This is a genomic window from Streptomyces sp. NPDC048636, from assembly GCF_040650655.1.
Classification (GTDB): Bacteria; Actinomycetota; Actinomycetes; order Streptomycetales; family Streptomycetaceae; genus Streptomyces.
On record NZ_JBEZHR010000002.1, the window covers coordinates 103,975 to 122,094 of the forward strand.

Consider the following 18,120-nt stretch of genomic DNA (forward strand, 5'->3'; position numbering starts at 1 on the left):
GGGCCCGGTCCATGGACCGGGCCCCTCGAAGTGCTCATCGAAGTGTTCGCCGAAGTGTTCTCAGCCGGTGGTGACCGGGACGCCGCCCGTCAGAACGGAACCCCGCACCGCAGCAGCACATTGGCGTACGGCCGCGCCTCACCGGTGCGCACCACCAGCCGCGCCCGGCCGGTCAGCGACTTGAGCTCCTCGTGCGGCACCAGCGTCAGCGACGCGTCGGGGAACAACCCCTCCAGCAGCGCGGTCGCCTCCTTGTTGCGGTCCCGCACTTCGGACGCGGCCGTGGCCCCCTCGACCACCAGCTCGTCCAGCAGCCCGGTCAGCACCTGCTCGAAGGTCGGCACCCCCAGGACGAAGGCGAGGTCGACGACGACCGGTCCGCCGGGCCCGGCGGGGACCGGCAGACCCGCGTCGCACACCATCACGGTGTCGGTGTGGCCCAACAGGGCCAGCCCGGTGCTCAGATGGCGGTTGATGACTCCTGCCCGTTTCACAGCCGCGTCACGTCCTCGGCGGTGGGGAAGGACTGCTGGGCACCGGCCCGGGTCACCGCGGCGGCGCCCACGCGCACCGCATACCGCACCGCCGTCTCCAGGTCGTCGCCGACGCCCAGCCGCCAGCCGAGCGCCCCGGTGAAGGCGTCCCCGGCGCCCGTGGTGTCCACGGCCTCGACCGGGAGGCTGGGCACCCGGACCGCGGGCCCGCCGTCGGCGACGAGCGCGCCCTGCGCGCCCAGGGTCACCACGACCGAGCGCGGGCCGCGCGCCAGCAGGGCCGCCGCCCACTCCTCGGGCTCCGCGGAACCGCCCGCCGGATCGTCGCCGAGCAGAAAGCGCGCCTCGTGCTCGTTGACGACCAGCGGATCGCAGACGGCCAGCACCTCTCCGGGCAGCGGCGCGGCGGGCGAGGGGTTGAGCACCACCCGCGGCCCCGGCCGCCCGTCCGCACCCGCCGCCGCGCGGACCACCTCGGCCACGGTCTCCAGCGGGATCTCCAGCTGGAGCGAGACCACGCGGGCCGAGGCCAGCAGGGGCGCGGCGGCCCGTACGTCCTCCGGGGTGAGGCGGGCGTTGGCGCCGGGGGAGACCACGATGCTGTTGTCGCCGGACGGGTCCACCGTGATCAGCGCGACACCGGTGGGCGCCCCGCCGGTGAGCACACCGGAGGTGTCCGCCCCGGCCGTCCGCAGCGAGTCCAGCAGCAGCCGGCCGTGGCCGTCGTCGCCGACCCGGGCCAGCAGGGCCGTACGGGCCCCCAGCCGGGCGGCGGCGACGGCCTGGTTGGCGCCCTTGCCGCCCGGGTGGACGGCCAGGTCGGAACCGAGGACCGTCTCGCCAGGTCCTGGGCGGCGCTCGACTCCGATCACCAGATCGGCGTTGGCGGATCCCACGACCAACAGGTCGTAGTCGTGCATCGTTACGTCCCTTCGCGTGACGGGTGCCGTGGGGCGCGCCGCGGCGTCACTTGGCCGCGACGACCTTCACCGGCACCTTCACCGTCTTGTCCACGTCCTGGCCCTTGGCGGCCCGGATCGCGTTCCGTACGGCCATCTTCCCCAGCTCGCGGGGCTGCTGGGCGACGGTCGCGGCGAGAGTGCCGTCCCGCACCGCCTTGAGACCGTCCGGGGTGCCGTCGAAGCCGACGACCTTGACGGACTTGCCCGCCTTGGGGCCCAGCGCCTTGACCGCGCCGAGCGCCATCTCGTCGTTCTCGGCGAAGACCCCGTCGACACCCGAGTGGGCCTGGAGCAGGTTGGTGGTCACGTCCAGCGCCTTGGCCCGGTCGAAGTCGGCGGGCTGCTTGCCGACGACCTCGATGCCCGGGTACGCCTTCAGGCCCTCCGCGAAGCCCTGGCCGCGCTCCCGCGAGGCCGAGGTACCGGCGACGCCCTGGAGCACCAGGATCTTGCCCTTGCCGCCGAGCCGTTCGGCCAGCGTCTTCGCGGCCAGCTTGCCGCCCGCGATGTTGTCCGACGCCACCAGGGTCTCGATGCTCGCCTTGTTGACGCCGCGGTCGGCGGCGAGCACCGGGATACCGGCCTTGTTGGCGGCCTTGACGGACGGACCCGCGGCATCGGAGTCCACCGGGTTGATGATGATCGACTTCATGTTCTGGCTGGTGAAGTTCTGGATCTGATTGGCCTGCTGGGAGGCGTCGTTCTGGGCGTCGGTGACGGTCAGGCTCACCCCGGCGGCCTTGGCCTCCTGCTGGGCGCCCGCCTTCAGCTGTACGAAGAAGGGGTTGTTGAGCGTGGAGACCGACAGACCCACCTTGGTGCCCTTGCCCCCGGAGCCGCCCGAGTGCAGGAGCGAGGAGGCGAGCACCACGGCGCCGACGGCCACCGCGGCCACGGCGAACCGCCCCGCCGTCGCGGCCGCCTTCCTGCCGGGCCCCTTCGGCCCTCCGGCCGGATCGCCGGGCGCGGCCGGACGGGAGCCCGCGCGGCGGCGCAGGGTGTCGAGCAGCACCGCGAGCGCGATGACCACACCGATGACGACCTGCTGCCAGAAGGCGGACACCTCCAGCAGATTGAGCCCGTTGCGCAGCACCGCGAGGATCAGCGCGCCGATCAGGGTGCCGGACGCCTTGCCGACCCCGCCGGACAGGCTCGCGCCGCCGATCACCACCGCGGCGATGGCGTCCAGTTCGTAGCCGACCGCCGCCTGCGGCTGCGCCGAGGACAGCCGGGAGGCCAGCACGATGCCCGCCACGGCCGCGAAACCGCCGGAGAGCGCGTAGATGACCAGCTTCTGGCGTGCCACGCGGATCCCGGAGAGCCGGGCCGCCTCCTCGTTGCCGCCGATCGCGTACATCGCCCGGCCCGCGTAGGTACGGCCGAGCACACCCGCGGTGATCAGACCCATCGCGATCATCACGATCACCGGGACCGGCAGCCAGCCGCCGAGGGTGTCCCCGAGTCCGGAGACCGCGTCGGGGACGGCGATCGGGCTGCCCTGGGAGATGACCAGCGCCAGCCCGCGGCCGATCGAGAGCATCGCCAGCGTGGCGATGAACGGCGGCAGTTTGCCGTACGAGACCAGCGCCCCGCTGACCAGACCGCAGGCGAGGCCGGTGGCGACGGCGAGCAGCGCCGCCAGCCACACCGGCAGCCCCTGGGAACTGGCCGACCAGGCCAGCACGGTGGCCGAGAGCGCGGCCACCGAGCCGACGGACAGGTCGATCCCCGCGGAGACGATGACGAAGGTGACGCCGAAGGCGAGGATCGCGGTGACCGCGGCCTGGACACCGACGTTGAGGAGGTTGTCGGTGGTCAGAAAGTCGCCGGAGAGCAGCGACATGGCCGCCACCAGCAGTACCAGGGCGCTCAGCGCGCCGTTGTCGAGCAGCACGCGGCGCAGCACCGCCGGGCCCCCGGGGTCCTTCGTGGTCGGATACGTGTCAGTGGCCACGGGTGCCCTCCTTATCCGTGACGTCGACGCCTTCGTCGACGCCCTTGACGTCCTTCACTGCCAGGGCCATCACGGCGTCCTGGGTCGCTTCCCGCGCGGTCAGCTCACCGGCGATCCGGCCCTGGGCCATGACCAGGACGCGGTCGCTCATCCCCAGCACCTCGGGCAGGTCGCTGGAGATCATCAGGACCGCGTGGCCGGATGCGGTGAGTTCATTGATGAGCTGGTAGATCTCGACCTTGGCGCCCACGTCGATGCCGCGGGTCGGCTCGTCGAGGATCAGCACCTTGCTGTCGGCGAGCAGCCACTTGCCGATGACGACCTTCTGCTGGTTGCCGCCGGACAGGGTGCGCACCCGCTGGTCGAGACCGGCCATCCGGACGGCCAGCCGCTCCGCGACGCGCTCGGCGGCGCGCCGCTGTCCGGCCCGGTCGACGAGGCCCGCGCGGGTCGCGGAACGGAGCGTCACCAGGCCGAGGTTCTCCTGTACGGAGGCGTCCAGGACCAGGCCCTGGCCCTTGCGGTCCTCCGGTACCAGACCGACACCGGCGGCCATCGCGGCCACCACGTCATGGCGGCGCAGCGGACTGCCCGCGACCTCGACGGTGCCGGAGTCGTAGGGGTCGGCGCCGAACAGCGCCCGCACCACCTCGGTGCGGCCCGCGCCCACCAGACCGGCCAGGCCCACCACTTCACCGGCGCGCACCTCGAAGCCGATGTCGTGGAAGCTGCCGTCGCGGGTGAGCCCCTCGACCTTCAGCAGCGGTTCACCGGCGTCGGCCCGCTCGCGCGGGTACTGCTGCTCGATGGTGCGGCCGACCATCAGCCGCACCAGCTCGTCCTGGTCGGTGGCGGCCGGGACCTGGGTGACGCTGCGGCCGTCGCGCAGGACGGTGACCCGGTCGCCCAGGGCGGCGATCTCCTCCAGATGGTGGGTGATGAAGACGACGCCCACCCCGTCCTCGCGCAGGGTGCGCACGATCCGGAAGAGCTTGTCGACCTCCTCCGTGGTGAGCACCGCGGTCGGCTCGTCCATGATCAGTACGCGGGCGTCCAGACTGAGCGCCTTGGCGATCTCGACCATCTGGAGCCGGGCGATGCCCAGATCCCGTACCCGGGTCCTGGGGGAGACCTCCACCCCGACGCGGGCGAGGAGTTCGGCTGCCCGCTCGTGCATCGTATGGCGGTCGATCATGCCGAAGCGGCGCGGCTGGCGGCCCAGGAAGATGTTCTCGGCGACGCTGAGGTCGGGGACGAGGTTGAACTCCTGGTAGATGGTGGCGATACCGAGCCGCTCGGCGTCCTGGGCGCCGTCGATGCGCACCGGCTCGCCGTCGACCAGGACGCGGCCGCCGTCGGGGCGGTGGGCGCCGGAGACCATCTTGATCAGCGTGCTCTTGCCCGCGCCGTTCTCGCCCAGCAGTACGTGCACTTCGCCGCGGCGCAGATCGAAGTCGACGCCGTCCAGGGCGATCACCCCGGGGAAGGTCTTGCGGACGCCCTCCATCCGCAGCAGTTCGGACTCCGGGCGCGACGGCTCTTCGGCGACACGGGGCGTCGTGCTCATGGCTTGCTCCCTTCGGGCTCGCCGCACGAGCGGCGGGTGACCAGGCGGGCGGAGAGGGTCACCGACTCCGCGGGGCGGCCCTCGACGAGGTCGATCAGCGCCCGTACGGCGGCGTGGCCGAGCTCCCCGGTGGGCTGGGCGATGGCGGTGATCGGCGGATCGGTGTGGACGAACCAGGGGATGTCGTCGAACGCGGCGAGCGCGATGTCGTCGGGCACCCGCAGCCCGCGGGCGCGGATCTCGTCCATCGCGCCCAGCGCCATCAGGTTGTCCGCGGCGAAGATCGCGTCGGGCGGCCGCGGCAGATCGAGGAAGCGGGCGGTGACCCGGCGTCCGCTGTCCGCCTGGAAGTCGCCCTGGCCGATATGGCCGTCGTCCAGTGTCAGACCGAACTCCCGCAGCGCCGCCCGGAAGGCGGCCACCCGCTCACGCCCGGTGGTGGTGGCCGCCGGGCCCGCGATGATGGCGAGCCCGCGGTGGCCGAGGGCGTGCAGATGGGCCACCAGATCGCGGATGGCGTCCCGGCCGTCGGTGCGCACCACCGGCACCGCCGCCAGGCCCGGGTCCTCGATCCAGCGGTCGACGAAGACCATGGGCGTACCGGTGCGGACGGCGTCCAGCATCATCGGCGAGCCGCCGTCGGTGGGGGAGACCAGCAGCCCGTCGATGCGGCGGTCCATCAGGGTCTGTACGTGGTGGTCCTGGAGATCGGGCCGCTCATCGGCGTTGCCGATCACCACGCTGTAGCCGAGGTCGCGGGCCGCGTCCTCGACGGAGCGGGCCAACTCGGTGAAGAACGGATTCAGCACATCGCTGATGACCAGTCCCAGGGCCCGGGTCTGGTCGGTGCGCAGCGAGCGGGCGACGGCGTTGGGGCGGTAGCCGAGGTCGGCGACCGCGGTGAGTACGCGCTCCCGGGTACCGGCGCGGACGGACGGGTGGTGGTTGAGCACCCGCGATACCGTCGCGACGGACACCCCGGCCCGTTGCGCCACGTCCTTGATGGCCGGCATCGTCCACCTCCTCGTGGAATCGATTACACGGAGGATTGGAATCGATTACACGGGAGGTGGACAAGGGCTCGGTCCGCCCCGAAACCGGATCGTGATATTCCGCCGCCGGATCGCGGCCGGATCATCGGGGCCGGATCGCCGCTAGCTCACCGCCGGGTCGCCGCCGGTACGTTCCGGCCATCGCCGCCGGGCGGGTTGTCCACAGCCGCACACCGCTCCGGACCGGGTGTCGGGCCCCGGCGGTACGGTCGGTCCATGCTCAAACTCGCGGTGGTCGAAGGGGTTCTGGAGCGGATCACCTACGCCAATGAGGAGAACGGCTATACGGTCGCGCGGGTCGACACCGGCCGTGGCGCGGGCGATCTGCTGACCGTCGTGGGCTCGCTGCTGGGCGCCCAGCCGGGCGAGTCGCTGCGGATGGAGGGCCGCTGGGGCTCCCATCCGCAGTACGGCAAGCAGTTCACCGTGGAGAACTACACCACCGTCCTCCCCGCCACCGTCCAGGGCATCCGCCGCTATCTGGGCTCCGGTCTGATCAAGGGGATCGGCCCGCGGATCGCCGATCGGATCACCGAGCACTTCGGCGTCGAGACCCTTCAGGTCATCGAGGAGCGGCCGGAGCGGCTGATCGAGGTCCCCGGGCTCGGCCCCAAGCGCACCAAGATGATCGGCGCGGCCTGGGAGGAGCAGAAGGCCATCAAGGAGGTCATGATCTTCCTCCAGGGCGTCGGCGTCTCCACCTCCATCGCGGTGCGGATCTACAAGAAGTACGGGGACGCCTCGATCTCCGTCGTGAAGAACGAGCCCTACCGGCTGGCGGCCGATGTCTGGGGCATCGGCTTCCTCACCGCCGACAAGATCGCCCAGTCGGTCGGCATCCCGCACGACAGCCCCGACCGGGTCAAGGCCGGTCTCCAGTACGCCCTGTCCCAGTCCACGGACAACGGCCACTGCTACCTCCCCGAGGAGCAACTGATCGCGGAAGCCGTGAAGTTGCTCCAGGTCGACACCGGCCTGGTGATCGACTGCCTGGGGGAGCTGGCCGCCGAGGAAGGTGTGGTGCGCGAGCGGCTCCCCGCCCCCGGCGGCGGCGATCCGGTCGCGGCGGTCTATCTGGTCCCCTTCCACCGCGCGGAGCTCTCGCTGGCCGGGCAGGTGCTGCGGCTGCTGCGCACCGAGGAGGACCGGATGCCCGCCTTCCGGGGCGTGGACTGGGAGAAGGCGCTGACCTGGCTGGCCGGGCGTACCGGTGCCGAGCTGGCCCCCGAGCAGCGGGACGCGGTGCGGCTCGCGCTCACCGAGAAGGTCGCGGTGCTCACCGGCGGACCGGGCTGCGGAAAGTCCTTCACCGTCCGCTCCGTGGTGGAGCTGGCCCGCGCCAAGAAGGCCAAGGTGGTGCTGGCCGCCCCCACCGGCCGGGCCGCCAAGCGGCTCGCCGAGCTGACCGGCGCCGAGGCGTCCACCGTCCACCGGCTGCTGGAGCTCAAGCCCGGCGGCGACGCCGCATACGACCGCGACCGCCCGCTCGACGCCGATCTGGTGGTGGTCGACGAGGCGTCCATGCTCGATCTGCTGCTGGCCAACAAGCTGGTCAAGGCGGTTCCGCCAGGTGCCCACCTGCTCTTCGTCGGCGATGTGGACCAGCTGCCCAGCGTCGGCGCCGGGGAGGTGCTGCGCGATCTGCTGGCCCCCGGCGGGCCGGTCCCCGCGGTGCGGCTGACCCGGATCTTCCGCCAGGCCCAGCAGTCCGGTGTGGTCACCAACGCCCACCGGATCAACGAGGGGGTGCCACCGCTCACCCAGGGGCTGTCCGACTTCTTCCTCTTCGTCGAGGACGACACCGAGGAGGCCGGGCGGCTCACGGTCGATGTCGCGGCCCGTCGCATCCCCGCCAAATTCGGTCTGGACCCCCGCCGTGACGTGCAGGTTCTCGCCCCCATGCACCGTGGCCCGGCAGGCGCCGGCGCGCTGAACGGACTGCTTCAGCAGGCCATCACCCCGGCCCGCCCGGACCTCCCGGAGCGCCGTTTCGGCGGCCGGATCTTCCGTGTCGGCGACAAGGTGACCCAGATCCGTAACAATTACGAGAAAGGGGCCAATGGGGTCTTCAACGGCACGGTTGGAGTCGTCACCTCCCTCGACACCGACGAGCAGCGGCTGACCGTGCTGACGGACGAGGACGAGGAGGTGCCGTACGACTTCGACGAGCTGGACGAGCTGGCTCACGCCTATGCGGTGACCATCCACCGCTCCCAGGGCAGTGAGTACCCGGCCGTCGTGATTCCGGTGACCACCGGAGCCTGGATGATGTTGCAGCGCAACCTGCTCTACACCGCGGTGACCCGCGCCAAGCGCCTTGTGGTGCTGGTGGGCTCGCGCCGCGCGCTGGGGCAGGCGGTGCGCACGGTTTCGGCGGGAAGGCGCTGTACGGCACTGGACCACCGGCTCGGCGGCGATGTACGAGTCGAGGACGCCATGAGGGTTTCCCCACGATGACGAACGGGGCAGGATGGGCGTGAAAGCGGCACTGAGTGCCGCCAAAGGGCCCTTTGGCCGACCCCGAGTGCACGACCATCGTCCGGATGGGGGAAGGTGGGGGGAGTCAGGGCACCTCGAAGAAGAGAACCAGGACGTCCGTGAGGGATGACGTGAGCGACAACTCTGTAGTACTGCGGTACGGGGACGGCGAATACACCTACCCGGTGGTCGACAGCACCGTCGGCGACAAGGGCTTCGACATCGGCAAGCTGCGCGCCCAGACCGGTCTGGTGACCCTGGACTCCGGTTACGGCAACACCGCCGCGTACAAATCCGCGATCACCTACCTCGACGGTGAGCAGGGCATCCTGCGCTATCGCGGCTACCCCATCGAGCAGCTGGCGGAGCGCAGCTCGTTCCTGGAGACGGCCTTCCTGCTGATCAACGGCGAGCTGCCCACGGTGGACGAACTGGCCGCGTTCCGCGAGCAGATCACCACCCACACGCTGCTCCACGAGGACGTCAAGCGCTTCTACGACGGCTTCCCGCGCGACGCCCACCCGATGGCCATGCTCTCCTCGGTGGTCAGCGCCCTGTCGACGTTCTACCAGGACAGCCACAACCCCTTCGACGAGAAGCAGCGCGACCTCTCGACGATCCGGCTGCTGGCCAAGCTGCCGACCATCGCGGCGTACGCCTACAAGAAGTCGGTCGGCCACCCCTTCGTCTACCCGCGTAACGACCTCGGCTACGTCGAGAACTTCCTGCGGATGACCTTCTCGGTGCCGGCCCAGGAGTACGACCTCGACCCGGTCGTCGTCAGCGCCCTCGACAAGCTGCTGATCCTGCACGCCGACCACGAGCAGAACTGCTCGACCTCCACCGTCCGCCTGGTCGGCTCCTCGCAGGCCAACATGTTCGCCTCCATCTCGGCGGGCATCAGCGCCCTGTGGGGCCCCCTGCACGGTGGCGCCAACCAGTCGGTGCTGGAGATGCTCGAAGGCATCCAGGCCGCGGGCAGCGACGTCGACACCTTCATCCGCAAGGTGAAGAACAAGGAAGACGGCGTGAAGCTCATGGGCTTCGGGCACCGCGTCTACAAGAACTTCGACCCCCGGGCGAAGATCATCAAGTCCGCGGCGCATGACGTCCTCTCCGCCCTCGGCAAGTCGGACGAGCTTCTTGAGATCGCCCTCAAGCTCGAGGAGCACGCCCTCGCCGACGACTACTTCGTCGAGCGCAAGCTCTACCCGAACGTGGACTTCTACACCGGTCTGATCTACCGGGCGATGGGCTTCCCGACCGAGATGTTCACCGTGCTGTTCGCGCTCGGCCGGCTGCCGGGCTGGATCGCCCAGTGGCACGAGATGATCAAGGAGCCGGGTTCCCGTATCGGCCGCCCGCGCCAGATCTACACGGGCGTGGTCGAGCGCGACTTCGTCCCGGTCGAGCAGCGCTGACCGCGGCCTGACCGCCGGAGTTCTGGCATGGGGCGCCCCCAAGGGGGCGCCCTTCGTCATGAGTGCCACGCCTCTCGGGCTGGCCGCCGTACCGGCGAGAGGGCCCCAAAAAAGCCAGAAAGCGCCCCGCTTCCGATCCCCCCACGGGTCGGAGCGGGGCGCTTCCCATGTCCCGGTTCGGATTCCCCCCACGGGATCCGGCCGGGCGTCCACGGGCCGCACAGGCGGCATTGCGGCGCGATCTGCCGGGACGAGTACCTACGGGAGGGCCGCTCAAAGCTCCCCGAGTACCTCGCCCCGGCCACGCGTAGCGGGATACGTCCCCCAAGACGAATCCCCACCGTCCCATTAGACTCGCGACCCGCCGAAATGGTTACGTTGGGTTGCCTGTGATCTGCGTCTCTTGCCATAACGGGCGTACAAGGGCAAGAGCCTCGATTTGAAGATCGAGGCTCTCGTGTATGGGTGTTGTGCGGCTTATGGGGAGTCGGTGAAGCTATGTGGATGCTGTGAAGGTCCGCAGTCGCAGGCTGTTGGTGACGACGAACACCGACGAGAACGCCATGGCCGCTCCCGCGATCATCGGGTTGAGCATCCCGGCCGCCGCGAGCGGCAGCGCGGCGATGTTGTAGCCGAACGCCCAGAAGAGATTGCCCTTGATGGTGGTCAGTGTCCGGCGCGCCAGCCGGATCGCGTCGGCCGCCACCCGGAGGTCGCCGCGGACCAGGGTCAGGTCCCCGGCCTCGATGGCCGCGTCCGTACCGGTGCCCATGGCGAGCCCGAGGTCGGCGGTGGCCAGCGCGGCCGCGTCGTTGACGCCGTCGCCGACCATGGCGACCGTACGGCCCTCGTCCTGGAGCCGCTTGACCACGGCCACCTTGTCCTCGGGCAGGACGTCGGCGATGACCTCCTCGACACCGACCTCGCGCGCCACGGACTCGGCGACCGGCCGGTTGTCCCCGGTCAGCAGGACCGGGGTGAGGCCGAGGGCGCGGAGCTGGGCGACGGCCTCGGCGCTGGTCTCCTTGACCGCGTCGGCGACCAGCAGGATGCCGCGCGCCTCGCCGTCCCAGGCCACGGCGACGGCCGTATGGCCCTCCGCCTCGGCGGCGGCCTTGGCGGACAGCAGCTCCTCGGGCAGTCCGACGGCCCACTGGGCGAGCAGCTTCTCCCGGCCGACCAGCACCTTGTGCCCGTCGACGACACCGCGGACGCCGAGTCCGGCGACGGAGGTGAAGCCCTCGGGCACCGGGAGGGCGCCGACGCGCTCGGCCGCGCCGTCCGCGATGGCACGGGCGACCGGGTGCTCGCTGGCGTGCTCCACGGCGCCGGCAAGGCGCAGCAACTCGTCCTCGTCCGTGCCGGGGGCGGTGACGGCCCCGCGCAGCCGCATCCGGCCGGTGGTGACGGTGCCGGTCTTGTCCAGGACGACGGTGTCCACCCGGCGGGTCGACTCCAGCACCTCGGGACCCTTGATCAGGATGCCGAGCTGCGCGCCGCGGCCGGTGCCGACCATCAGCGCGGTCGGGGTGGCCAGGCCCAGGGCACAGGGGCAGGCGATGATCAGAACGGCCACGGCGGCGGTGAACGCGGCGGTCGTGTCGCCGGTGGCGGCCAGCCAGCCGAGCAGCGTGCCGAGGGCGATCAGCAGCACGATCGGTACGAAGATCCCGGAGATCCGGTCGGCGAGCCGCTGCACCTCGGCCTTGCCGTTCTGCGCGTCCTCCACGAGCCTGGCCATCCGGGCGAGCTGGGTGTCGGCGCCGACCCGGGTGGCCGCCACGACGATCCGGCCCGACGTGTTGACGGTGGCGCCCGCGACCGCGTCCCCCACCACGACGTCCACCGGGACCGATTCGCCGGTGAGCATCGAGGCGTCCACGGCGGAGCCGCCCTCGACGACGGTGCCGTCGGTGGCGATCTTCTCGCCGGGGCGGACGACGAAGCGGTCGCCGACGGCCAGTTCGGCGACGGGGACGCGGAGCTCCCGGCCACCGCGCAGCACCGCCACGTCCTTGGCGCCGAGCTCCAGCAGGGCGTGCAGCGCGGCCCCGGCCCGTCGCTTGGACTTCGCCTCCAGGAAGCGGCCGAGGAGGATGAAGGTGGTCACCCCGGCGGCGGCCTCGAGGTAGATCGACGACGAACCGGCCGCGCGGGAGACGGTGAGGTCGAAACCGTGCCGCATACCGGGCATGCCCGCGTCACCGAGGAACAGCGCCCACAGGGACCAGCCGAGGGCCGCCAGGGTGCCGATGGAGACCAGGGTGTCCATGGTGGCGGCGCCGTGCCGGGCGTTGGTCCAGGCGGCCCGGTGGAAGGGCGCGCCGCCCCAGACGACGACGGGCGCGGCGAGGGTGAGCGAGAGCCACTGCCAGTTCTCGAACTGGAACGAGGGCACCATCGCCAGCACGACGACGGGCAGGGACAGGGCGAGGGAGACGAGCATCCGGTGGCGCAGGGTGTCCGGCCCGTCCTCGGCGCGGCCGGGGCGGTCCGCAGGGGCGCCGGGGGGCTCGGTGTGCCCGGCCGGGGGCGCGGGCTCGGCCGGGCGCGGTTCCTCGGCGGTGTAGCCGGTTCTGATGACCGTGGTGATCAGATCCGCCACCTCGACCCCGGCGCCGTAGGACACCTTGGCCTTCTCGGTGGCGAAGTTGACCGTGGCGGACACTCCGTCGATGCGGTTGAGCTTCTTCTCGATGCGCGCCGCGCAGGAGGCGCAGGTCATACCGCCGATGGCGAGTTCGACCTGTGCCGTGGGCCCGGCTTCGGAAGCCGTGCTGGTCATGTCTGGGTCTCCTGGGAGGAGGGCCGGTGCCGTACGGCGTCTGTATGAGCAGGGCGGTACGGTCCGGCGGGAGGAGTCGGGGGTGCTCAGGCCCGCCCGGCGAGCTCGTAGCCCGCCTCGTCGACGGCGGCGCGGACGGCCTCGTCGTCCAGCGGGGCGGCCGAGACGACGGTGACCTCTCCGGTGGCGGCCGCGGCGTTGACGGACGAGACGCCGTCGAGGGCGCCGAGCTCCTCGGTGACGGCTCCCTCGCAATGGCCGCAGGTCATACCGGTCACCTGGTAGACGGTGGTGACGCCGGAGCCGGTGTTCGCCTCGGAGCTCATGGACTTTCTCCTGTGGGGTGGGCGTGACGGTTGGGACGCGGGAGACGCCGGATGCGCCAGGGTCTCCTGACTCTTTCAACTCTATACCCCTAGGGGGTATTCCCGAAAGCCGGAGGTGCGCCGGTTCGCAAGGGGTGCGCCACGCCCGCGCGCGCTCCCCCTTCGCGCGTACGTGCGCGGGTGGCGGACGACGGGCGGTGGCGGGCAGGGGCGCGGCCGGGGTCAGGGGGCGGGGGCGCCCTCGGTGCCGAGGGTCGGCGCGAGATAGCCGTACAGGGCGGCCTTGGACTCGGTGACGTACGCCTCCCGCTCCGCTCCCTCGTGGGCCAGGATCAGATCGAGACCGGCCTTGAACAGGTGGAACGCCATGGTGGCCGTCTGCGTGAGGCGGTCATCGGGAAGATCGGGCCGGTAGACCGCGATCAGCTCCTCCACCCGGGCCTGGAGGGTGACATGCAGCGCGTGGTGCTCCTCGATGACACGGCCGGGGGCGTCCGTGGAGTTGATCAGCGCGAGGAAGGCGGGATTCGCGCAGTTGAACTCGATCATCGGATCGAGGACCGCGTCCAGCATCTCGCCCAGCGGCAGCGAGGCGTTCTCCTCGGTGAAGACCAGACCGTGGGCCTGTCGCATCTGATGGATCAGCCGCTCGCCCAGCTCGACCGCGATGGCCTCCTTGTTCGGGAAGAACTGGTACAGCGTGCCGGGGGAGACGCCCGCCTCGCGCGCGATGGCGTTGGTGCTCGCGCCGGTGTAGCCGCTCTGCCGGAAGACGTTGGCGGCCGCGTCGAGAAGCTGCTGGACCCGGCGCTCACCGCGCGCCTGCCTGCGGCGCGGCTTGATGGCTCCCTCGGGCCGGGCTCCCTTGCTCTCGGTCACGGCAATCTCCGGATCTTCGTGTTCGATTGACAAACGCGAGTGCTCGCTCGCATTCTTGTAAAACGCGAGCGATGACTCGTGTTTGCCAGTCTATGGCAATCAACGACCCATGCTGCCTGCCCAAACGCTGTGCGGTGGCCTGGGCACAGGTGAAGGGGACACCGTGCCATGACCACTGTCAACCGGCCGTCGGGGGATCGGATCGGGGGATGGACCCGTCTGGTCACGGCGCGTCCCCGGCTCTCGTTGCTGCTCGCCCTGGTCTTCGCCGCGCTCGCCGTGGTGGCGGGCAGCGGGGTCGCCGACCGGATGGGCAGCGGGGGCTGGGAGGACCCGGCGTCCCAGTCCGCCTACGCCACCAAGGCGTTGGAGAAGCGGTTCCCGACTTCCCAGCCCAATCTGTTCCTGCTGGTCGACAGCGGCAAGGCCACCGTGGACGATCCGGCGGTCGCCGCCGAGGGCCGCGCGCTGGCGAAGAAGCTGGCGAAGGAGGAGTCCGTCACCGGCGTCACCTCCTACTGGGACACCGGTGCGCCCACCCTCCGGCACCGCGACCGCGGTGAGGCGGTCATCGCCGCGCGCATCGTGGGTGACGAGTCCGCCGCCAACAAGGCGCTGGAGCGGCTCGCCCCGCACTTCCGCGGGCACCACGGCCCGGTCGAGGTGTCGATCGGCGGCATGGTCGCGGTCCGCCATGAGCTCCAGACCACCATCCAGGAGGATCTGCTGCGGGCCGAGATGATCGCCCTGCCCATCACCCTGGTACTGCTCGTCATGGTCTTCGGCAGTGCGGTGGCCGCCCTGCTGCCGCTCGGGGTGGGCGTCATCGCCATCCTCGGCACCGACGCGGTGCTGCGCGGCCTCACCGAGTTCACCGATGTCTCGGTCTTCGCGCAGAATCTGACCACCGCGCTCGGCCTCGGGCTGGCCATCGACTACGCCCTGTTCATCGTGCGCCGCTTCCGCGAGGAGCTGGCCACCGGCGCCGACACCCTGCCCGCCGTGGCCGCCACGCTGCGCACCGCGGGGCGCACCGTGCTCTTCTCGGCGCTGACCGTCGCCGTCTCGCTCGCCGCCATGATGGTCTTCCCGCAGTACTTCCTGCGCTCCTTCGCTTACGCGGGTATCGCCGTGGTGCTGATCGCCGCGGGTGCCGCCCTGGTGGTGCTGCCCGCGGCGCTGGTGCTCCTCGGTGACCGGGTCAACTCCCTCGATCTGATGAAGCTGTTGCGCCGCGGCCGCGCCGCCCGCACGGGGGAGCCCGGCAGGGGCTGGGGGTGGGTCGCCCGGCTGGTGATGCGGCGGGCCCCGCTGTTCGCGCTGGCCACCGTCGCCGGTCTGGTCGCGCTGGGGCTGCCCTTCCTGAGGGTGGAGTTCGGCACCGCGGACGACCGTCAGCTGCCGACGGGCGCCGAGTCGCACGTCGTCCAGCAGCACATCCGGGACGGCTTCCCCGGCGGCCCCGGTGGCGCCGTCGAGATCATCGCCGAGGGCCGCCCCGGAGCCCGCGCCCTCGCCGAGTACAGCACCGAGCTCTCCACGCTCCCCGGTGTGCGGCGGGTGGACGGCCCCGCGGGCCAGTTCGCGGGCGGCCGTCGGCTGGCCGAGCCAGGACCGGCCGAGGCGGCGCGCGCGGCCGAGGGGAGCGCGTACCTCACCGTGCTGGCCAAGGGCGAGGCGGTGGACGCCGCGGGCCAGGACCTGGTCCGTGATATCCGCGCCCAGCACCCCCCGTTCCGCACCTCGGTGACCGGCACCGCGGCCGTCCTGGTGGACACCAAGGACTCCATAGCCGACCGGCTGCCCTGGGCCGCCGCGATCATCGCCGCCGTCACCCTGCTGCTGGTCTTCCTGCTCACCGGAAGTGTGCTGATACCGATTCAGGCGGTCCTGCTCAACGCGCTCAGTCTCACCGCGATGTTCGGTGCGGTGGTGTGGGTCTTCCAGGACGGCCATCTGTCCGGGCCGCTGTCCTTCACCACCACCGGCTCGATCGAGACCACCCTGCCGGTGCTGATGTTCTGCGTCGCCTTCGGCCTCTCCATGGACTACGGGGTCTTCCTGCTCTCCCGGATCAAGGAGGAGTACGACCGCACCGGGGACCATACGGCGGCCGTGGAGTTCGGACTGCGGCGCACCGGTGGGCTGATCACGGCGGCCGCGGTGATCCTCGCCGTGGTGATGGTCGCCATCGGCACCTCGCGGGTCACCAACACCAAGATGCTGGGCCTGGGCATCGCCCTGGCGGTGCTGATGGACGCCATGGTGGTGCGCAGCCTGCTGGTGCCCGCGGTGATGCGGCTGACCGGTCGGGCCACCTGGTGGGCGCCGGGACCGCTGCGGCGGCTGCACGCCAGGATCGGGCTGAGCGAGGGGGAGTCCGCCCCGTCCCGGGGCGGCGATGGCGACGGTGTCGGCGAGGGCGGCAAGGACGGCGACGGCGACGGCGGGGATGACACCGGGCCCCGCAGCGAGGAGGAGCTGCGGGACCCGGTCCGCGCGGGGCACTGACGCCTTCCGGGGGGCTCACGCCCGCCCGTAAGGCGCCGGGGACATGATGTGCCGAGGTGTGTGACCTGCACCTACCGCGCGGGGTATAGGGGGGTGGTCAGCGGCCGGTGCCCCCTTGGGGCCTGTCGTCCGGACAGGGACGGTGCGCACGCGCCCTAAGGGGCGCCGCTGCGGCCGCGCCGGTTGCCCGGTCTGCGGGCCACCCAGGCGCGGACGGTGTCCGCGTACCAGTACGGCTTGCCGCGCTCCACCAGATCGGGTGACGGCAGCAGTCCGTGCTTGCGATACGACCGTACGGTGTCGGTCTGGACCCCGATATGAGCGGCGATCTCCTTGTACGACCACAGCCTCCGGTCGGTCATTCTCCAGCCCTTCCCGCAGCCACCGTTGACCACGGCCCCGGTGGGGCCGTCGGGGGAGCCACGGCGGACCTGCTGACGATCTCTCAGCCTGTGCCGGGTGAACGACGCTGAGTGATCACCGGTGAGGGGCTGTTGAACACCTGTGACGAAGACGTGTGGAGATGTGACGGCTGTGACAGTGGGGTGACGCTCAGGCCCTCAGCTCGGACATCCGTTTGGTGATCTCCTCCAGCCGCACCGGGCGGTGCTCCAGCCGGGACAGCTCACATGCCTCGGCCACCAGCAGGGCGTAGAGCGCCTGCTCACCGGAGCAGGGGTTGGCGGCCTCGCCCCGGGCGGCCCGGACGAAGGCGGCCAGCTCCGCCCGGTAGGCGTCCTCGAACCGCTCCAGGAAGTGCGCCCAGGGCCGGGCGGGACCGATGGGCCCGCCGGGTTCGGCCGAGGTGAACGGCGTACGGCCGTCCAGCCCCACCACCAACTGGTCGCGTTCGCCGGACAGTTCCATCCGTACGTCGTATCCGGCCCCGTTGTAGCGGGTGGCGGTCGCGGTCACCAGCGTGCCGTCGTCCAGCGTCAGCAGCGCCGCGGCGGTGTCCACATCGCCCGCCTCCCGGAAGAACGCGGCGCCGTCCGCCGATCCGGACGCGAACACCTCCACCACCTCACGCCCGGTCAGCCAGCGCACGGCGTCGAAGTCATGCACCAGACAGTCCCGGATCAGCCCACCGGAGTGCGGCAGGAACTCCGGCGGCGGGGGAGCGGCGTCCGAGGTGATCGCACGGATGGTGTGCACCCGGCCGAGACGCCCCTCGCGCAGCGCCTCCCGCGCGGACCGGTATCCGGCGTCGAACCGCCGCTGGAAGCCCATCTGGAGCATGGTCCCGGCGGATTCGACCTCGTTCAGCGCCCGGACGGTGCCCGCCAGGTCCAGGGCGATGGGCTTCTCGCAGTAGGCGGGCAGCCCGGCCCGCGCCGCCCGGGTGATCAGCTCGGCGTGCGAGGCGGTCGCGGTGGCGATCACCACTGCGTCGATCCCGGCGCTGAAGACCGCGTCCACCGACGCGGCGGCGGCCACCGGCACCCCGGCCTCCCCGCCGACCCGCACGGCCAGTTCGGCGGCCCGCGCACTGTCGGCGTCCCCGATCAGCAGCTCGTCGACCCCGTCCGTGGCGGCGAGGGCGGCGGCATGGAAGGAGCCGATCCGCCCGGCGCCGAGGAATCCGATGCGCATGATGTGTTCCCGTCTGAGTGAGTGGAGTGGCGTCGGGTGCGGCGAAGGGCCGGCCGCGGCGGCGGCCGGCCCTCCGGTGCGTCAGCCGTGACGGTCGG

12 protein-coding genes and 1 pseudogene are annotated in these 18,120 nt (G+C 71.5%); 3 read left to right on the forward strand and 10 right to left on the reverse strand.

The features are described 5' to 3' along the window. Positions 1–89 precede the first annotated feature (89 nt). The 5 genes from rbsD to AB0C66_RS06375 are packed head-to-tail and all read right to left on the reverse strand — an operon-like array spanning position 90 to position 5,990. A complete protein-coding gene (gene rbsD / locus AB0C66_RS06355) occupies positions 90–494 on the reverse strand; it encodes a D-ribose pyranase (protein ID WP_362433627.1) in 405 nt (134 codons plus the stop codon). Next, positions 491–1,414, reverse strand: coding sequence for a ribokinase (gene rbsK, locus AB0C66_RS06360; protein WP_362433630.1), 924 nt, complete (start codon positions 1,412–1,414; stop codon positions 491–493). The genes rbsD and rbsK overlap by 4 nt, the downstream gene beginning before the upstream one ends. A gap of 46 nt (positions 1,415–1,460) precedes the next feature. Next, positions 1,461–3,410, reverse strand: coding sequence for a substrate-binding domain-containing protein (locus tag AB0C66_RS06365; RefSeq protein WP_362433632.1), 1,950 nt, complete (start codon positions 3,408–3,410; stop codon positions 1,461–1,463). After that, on the reverse strand, positions 3,400–4,977 hold the full coding sequence (locus AB0C66_RS06370) for a sugar ABC transporter ATP-binding protein (protein WP_362433634.1): 1,578 nt from the start codon (positions 4,975–4,977) through the stop codon (positions 3,400–3,402). The genes AB0C66_RS06365 and AB0C66_RS06370 overlap by 11 nt, the downstream gene beginning before the upstream one ends. After that, entirely contained in the window at positions 4,974–5,990 is a 1,017-nt protein-coding gene (locus AB0C66_RS06375; RefSeq protein WP_362433636.1) for a LacI family DNA-binding transcriptional regulator, read from the reverse strand. Before AB0C66_RS06375 ends, AB0C66_RS06370 begins: the two co-directional genes overlap by 4 nt. A 255-nt stretch (positions 5,991–6,245) precedes the next feature. On the opposite strand from AB0C66_RS06375, the gene AB0C66_RS06380 reads away from it, so the two are divergent. Both AB0C66_RS06380 and AB0C66_RS06385 read left to right on the forward strand, forming a co-directional pair. Continuing rightward, a complete protein-coding gene (locus AB0C66_RS06380) occupies positions 6,246–8,486 on the forward strand; it encodes an ATP-dependent RecD-like DNA helicase (RefSeq protein ID WP_362433639.1) in 2,241 nt (746 codons plus the stop codon). Between the two features lie 152 nt (positions 8,487–8,638). Then, on the forward strand, positions 8,639–9,928 hold the full coding sequence (locus AB0C66_RS06385; protein WP_362433641.1) for a citrate synthase: 1,290 nt from the start codon (positions 8,639–8,641) through the stop codon (positions 9,926–9,928). A 496-nt stretch (positions 9,929–10,424) separates the two neighbouring features. Here AB0C66_RS06385 and AB0C66_RS06390 read toward each other — a convergent pair whose 3' ends face one another. The 3 genes from AB0C66_RS06390 to AB0C66_RS06400 form a co-directional block, all read right to left on the reverse strand. Next, a complete protein-coding gene (locus AB0C66_RS06390) occupies positions 10,425–12,713 on the reverse strand; it encodes a heavy metal translocating P-type ATPase (protein ID WP_362433643.1) in 2,289 nt (762 codons plus the stop codon). A gap of 86 nt (positions 12,714–12,799) precedes the next feature. Continuing rightward, positions 12,800–13,039: a heavy-metal-associated domain-containing protein gene (locus AB0C66_RS06395; protein WP_362433646.1), complete on the reverse strand. Its 240-nt coding sequence runs from the start codon at positions 13,037–13,039 to the stop codon at positions 12,800–12,802. A 222-nt stretch (positions 13,040–13,261) separates the two neighbouring features. Next, a complete protein-coding gene (locus AB0C66_RS06400) occupies positions 13,262–13,924 on the reverse strand; it encodes a TetR/AcrR family transcriptional regulator (RefSeq protein ID WP_362435509.1) in 663 nt (220 codons plus the stop codon). A 162-nt stretch (positions 13,925–14,086) separates the two neighbouring features. On the opposite strand from AB0C66_RS06400, the gene AB0C66_RS06405 reads away from it, so the two are divergent. Further along, positions 14,087–16,429 (forward strand): MMPL family transporter, encoded by a 2,343-nt coding sequence (locus AB0C66_RS06405; protein ID WP_362433648.1) that lies wholly within the window; start codon positions 14,087–14,089, stop codon positions 16,427–16,429. Between the two features lie 155 nt (positions 16,430–16,584). Here AB0C66_RS06405 and AB0C66_RS06410 read toward each other — a convergent pair whose 3' ends face one another. Both AB0C66_RS06410 and AB0C66_RS06415 read right to left on the reverse strand, forming a co-directional pair. Then, a complete protein-coding gene (locus AB0C66_RS06410) occupies positions 16,585–16,791 on the reverse strand; it encodes a MerR family transcriptional regulator (protein WP_362433651.1) in 207 nt (68 codons plus the stop codon). A gap of 190 nt (positions 16,792–16,981) precedes the next feature. Next, positions 16,982–18,028: pseudogene (locus AB0C66_RS06415) on the reverse strand (Gfo/Idh/MocA family oxidoreductase); the annotation flags it as partial. Positions 18,029–18,120: the final 92 nt, after the last annotated feature.

Bases quoted from the DNA above. Each gene is read 5' to 3' on its own strand.
- AB0C66_RS06380 (WP_362433639.1), top strand. From the start codon at position 6,246: ATGCTCAAACTCGCGGTGGTCGAAGGGGTTCTGGAGCGGATCACCTAC.
- AB0C66_RS06390 (WP_362433643.1), bottom strand. From the start codon at position 12,713: ATGACCAGCACGGCTTCCGAAGCCGGGCCCACGGCACAGGTCGAACTC.
- AB0C66_RS06405 (WP_362433648.1), top strand. From the start codon at position 14,087: ATGACCACTGTCAACCGGCCGTCGGGGGATCGGATCGGGGGATGGACC.
- AB0C66_RS06375 (WP_362433636.1), bottom strand. From the start codon at position 5,990: ATGCCGGCCATCAAGGACGTGGCGCAACGGGCCGGGGTGTCCGTCGCG.
- AB0C66_RS06395 (WP_362433646.1), bottom strand. From the start codon at position 13,039: ATGAGCTCCGAGGCGAACACCGGCTCCGGCGTCACCACCGTCTACCAG.
- rbsK (WP_362433630.1), bottom strand. From the start codon at position 1,414: ATGCACGACTACGACCTGTTGGTCGTGGGATCCGCCAACGCCGATCTG.
- AB0C66_RS06410 (WP_362433651.1), bottom strand. From the start codon at position 16,791: ATGACCGACCGGAGGCTGTGGTCGTACAAGGAGATCGCCGCTCATATC.
- AB0C66_RS06370 (WP_362433634.1), bottom strand. From the start codon at position 4,977: ATGAGCACGACGCCCCGTGTCGCCGAAGAGCCGTCGCGCCCGGAGTCC.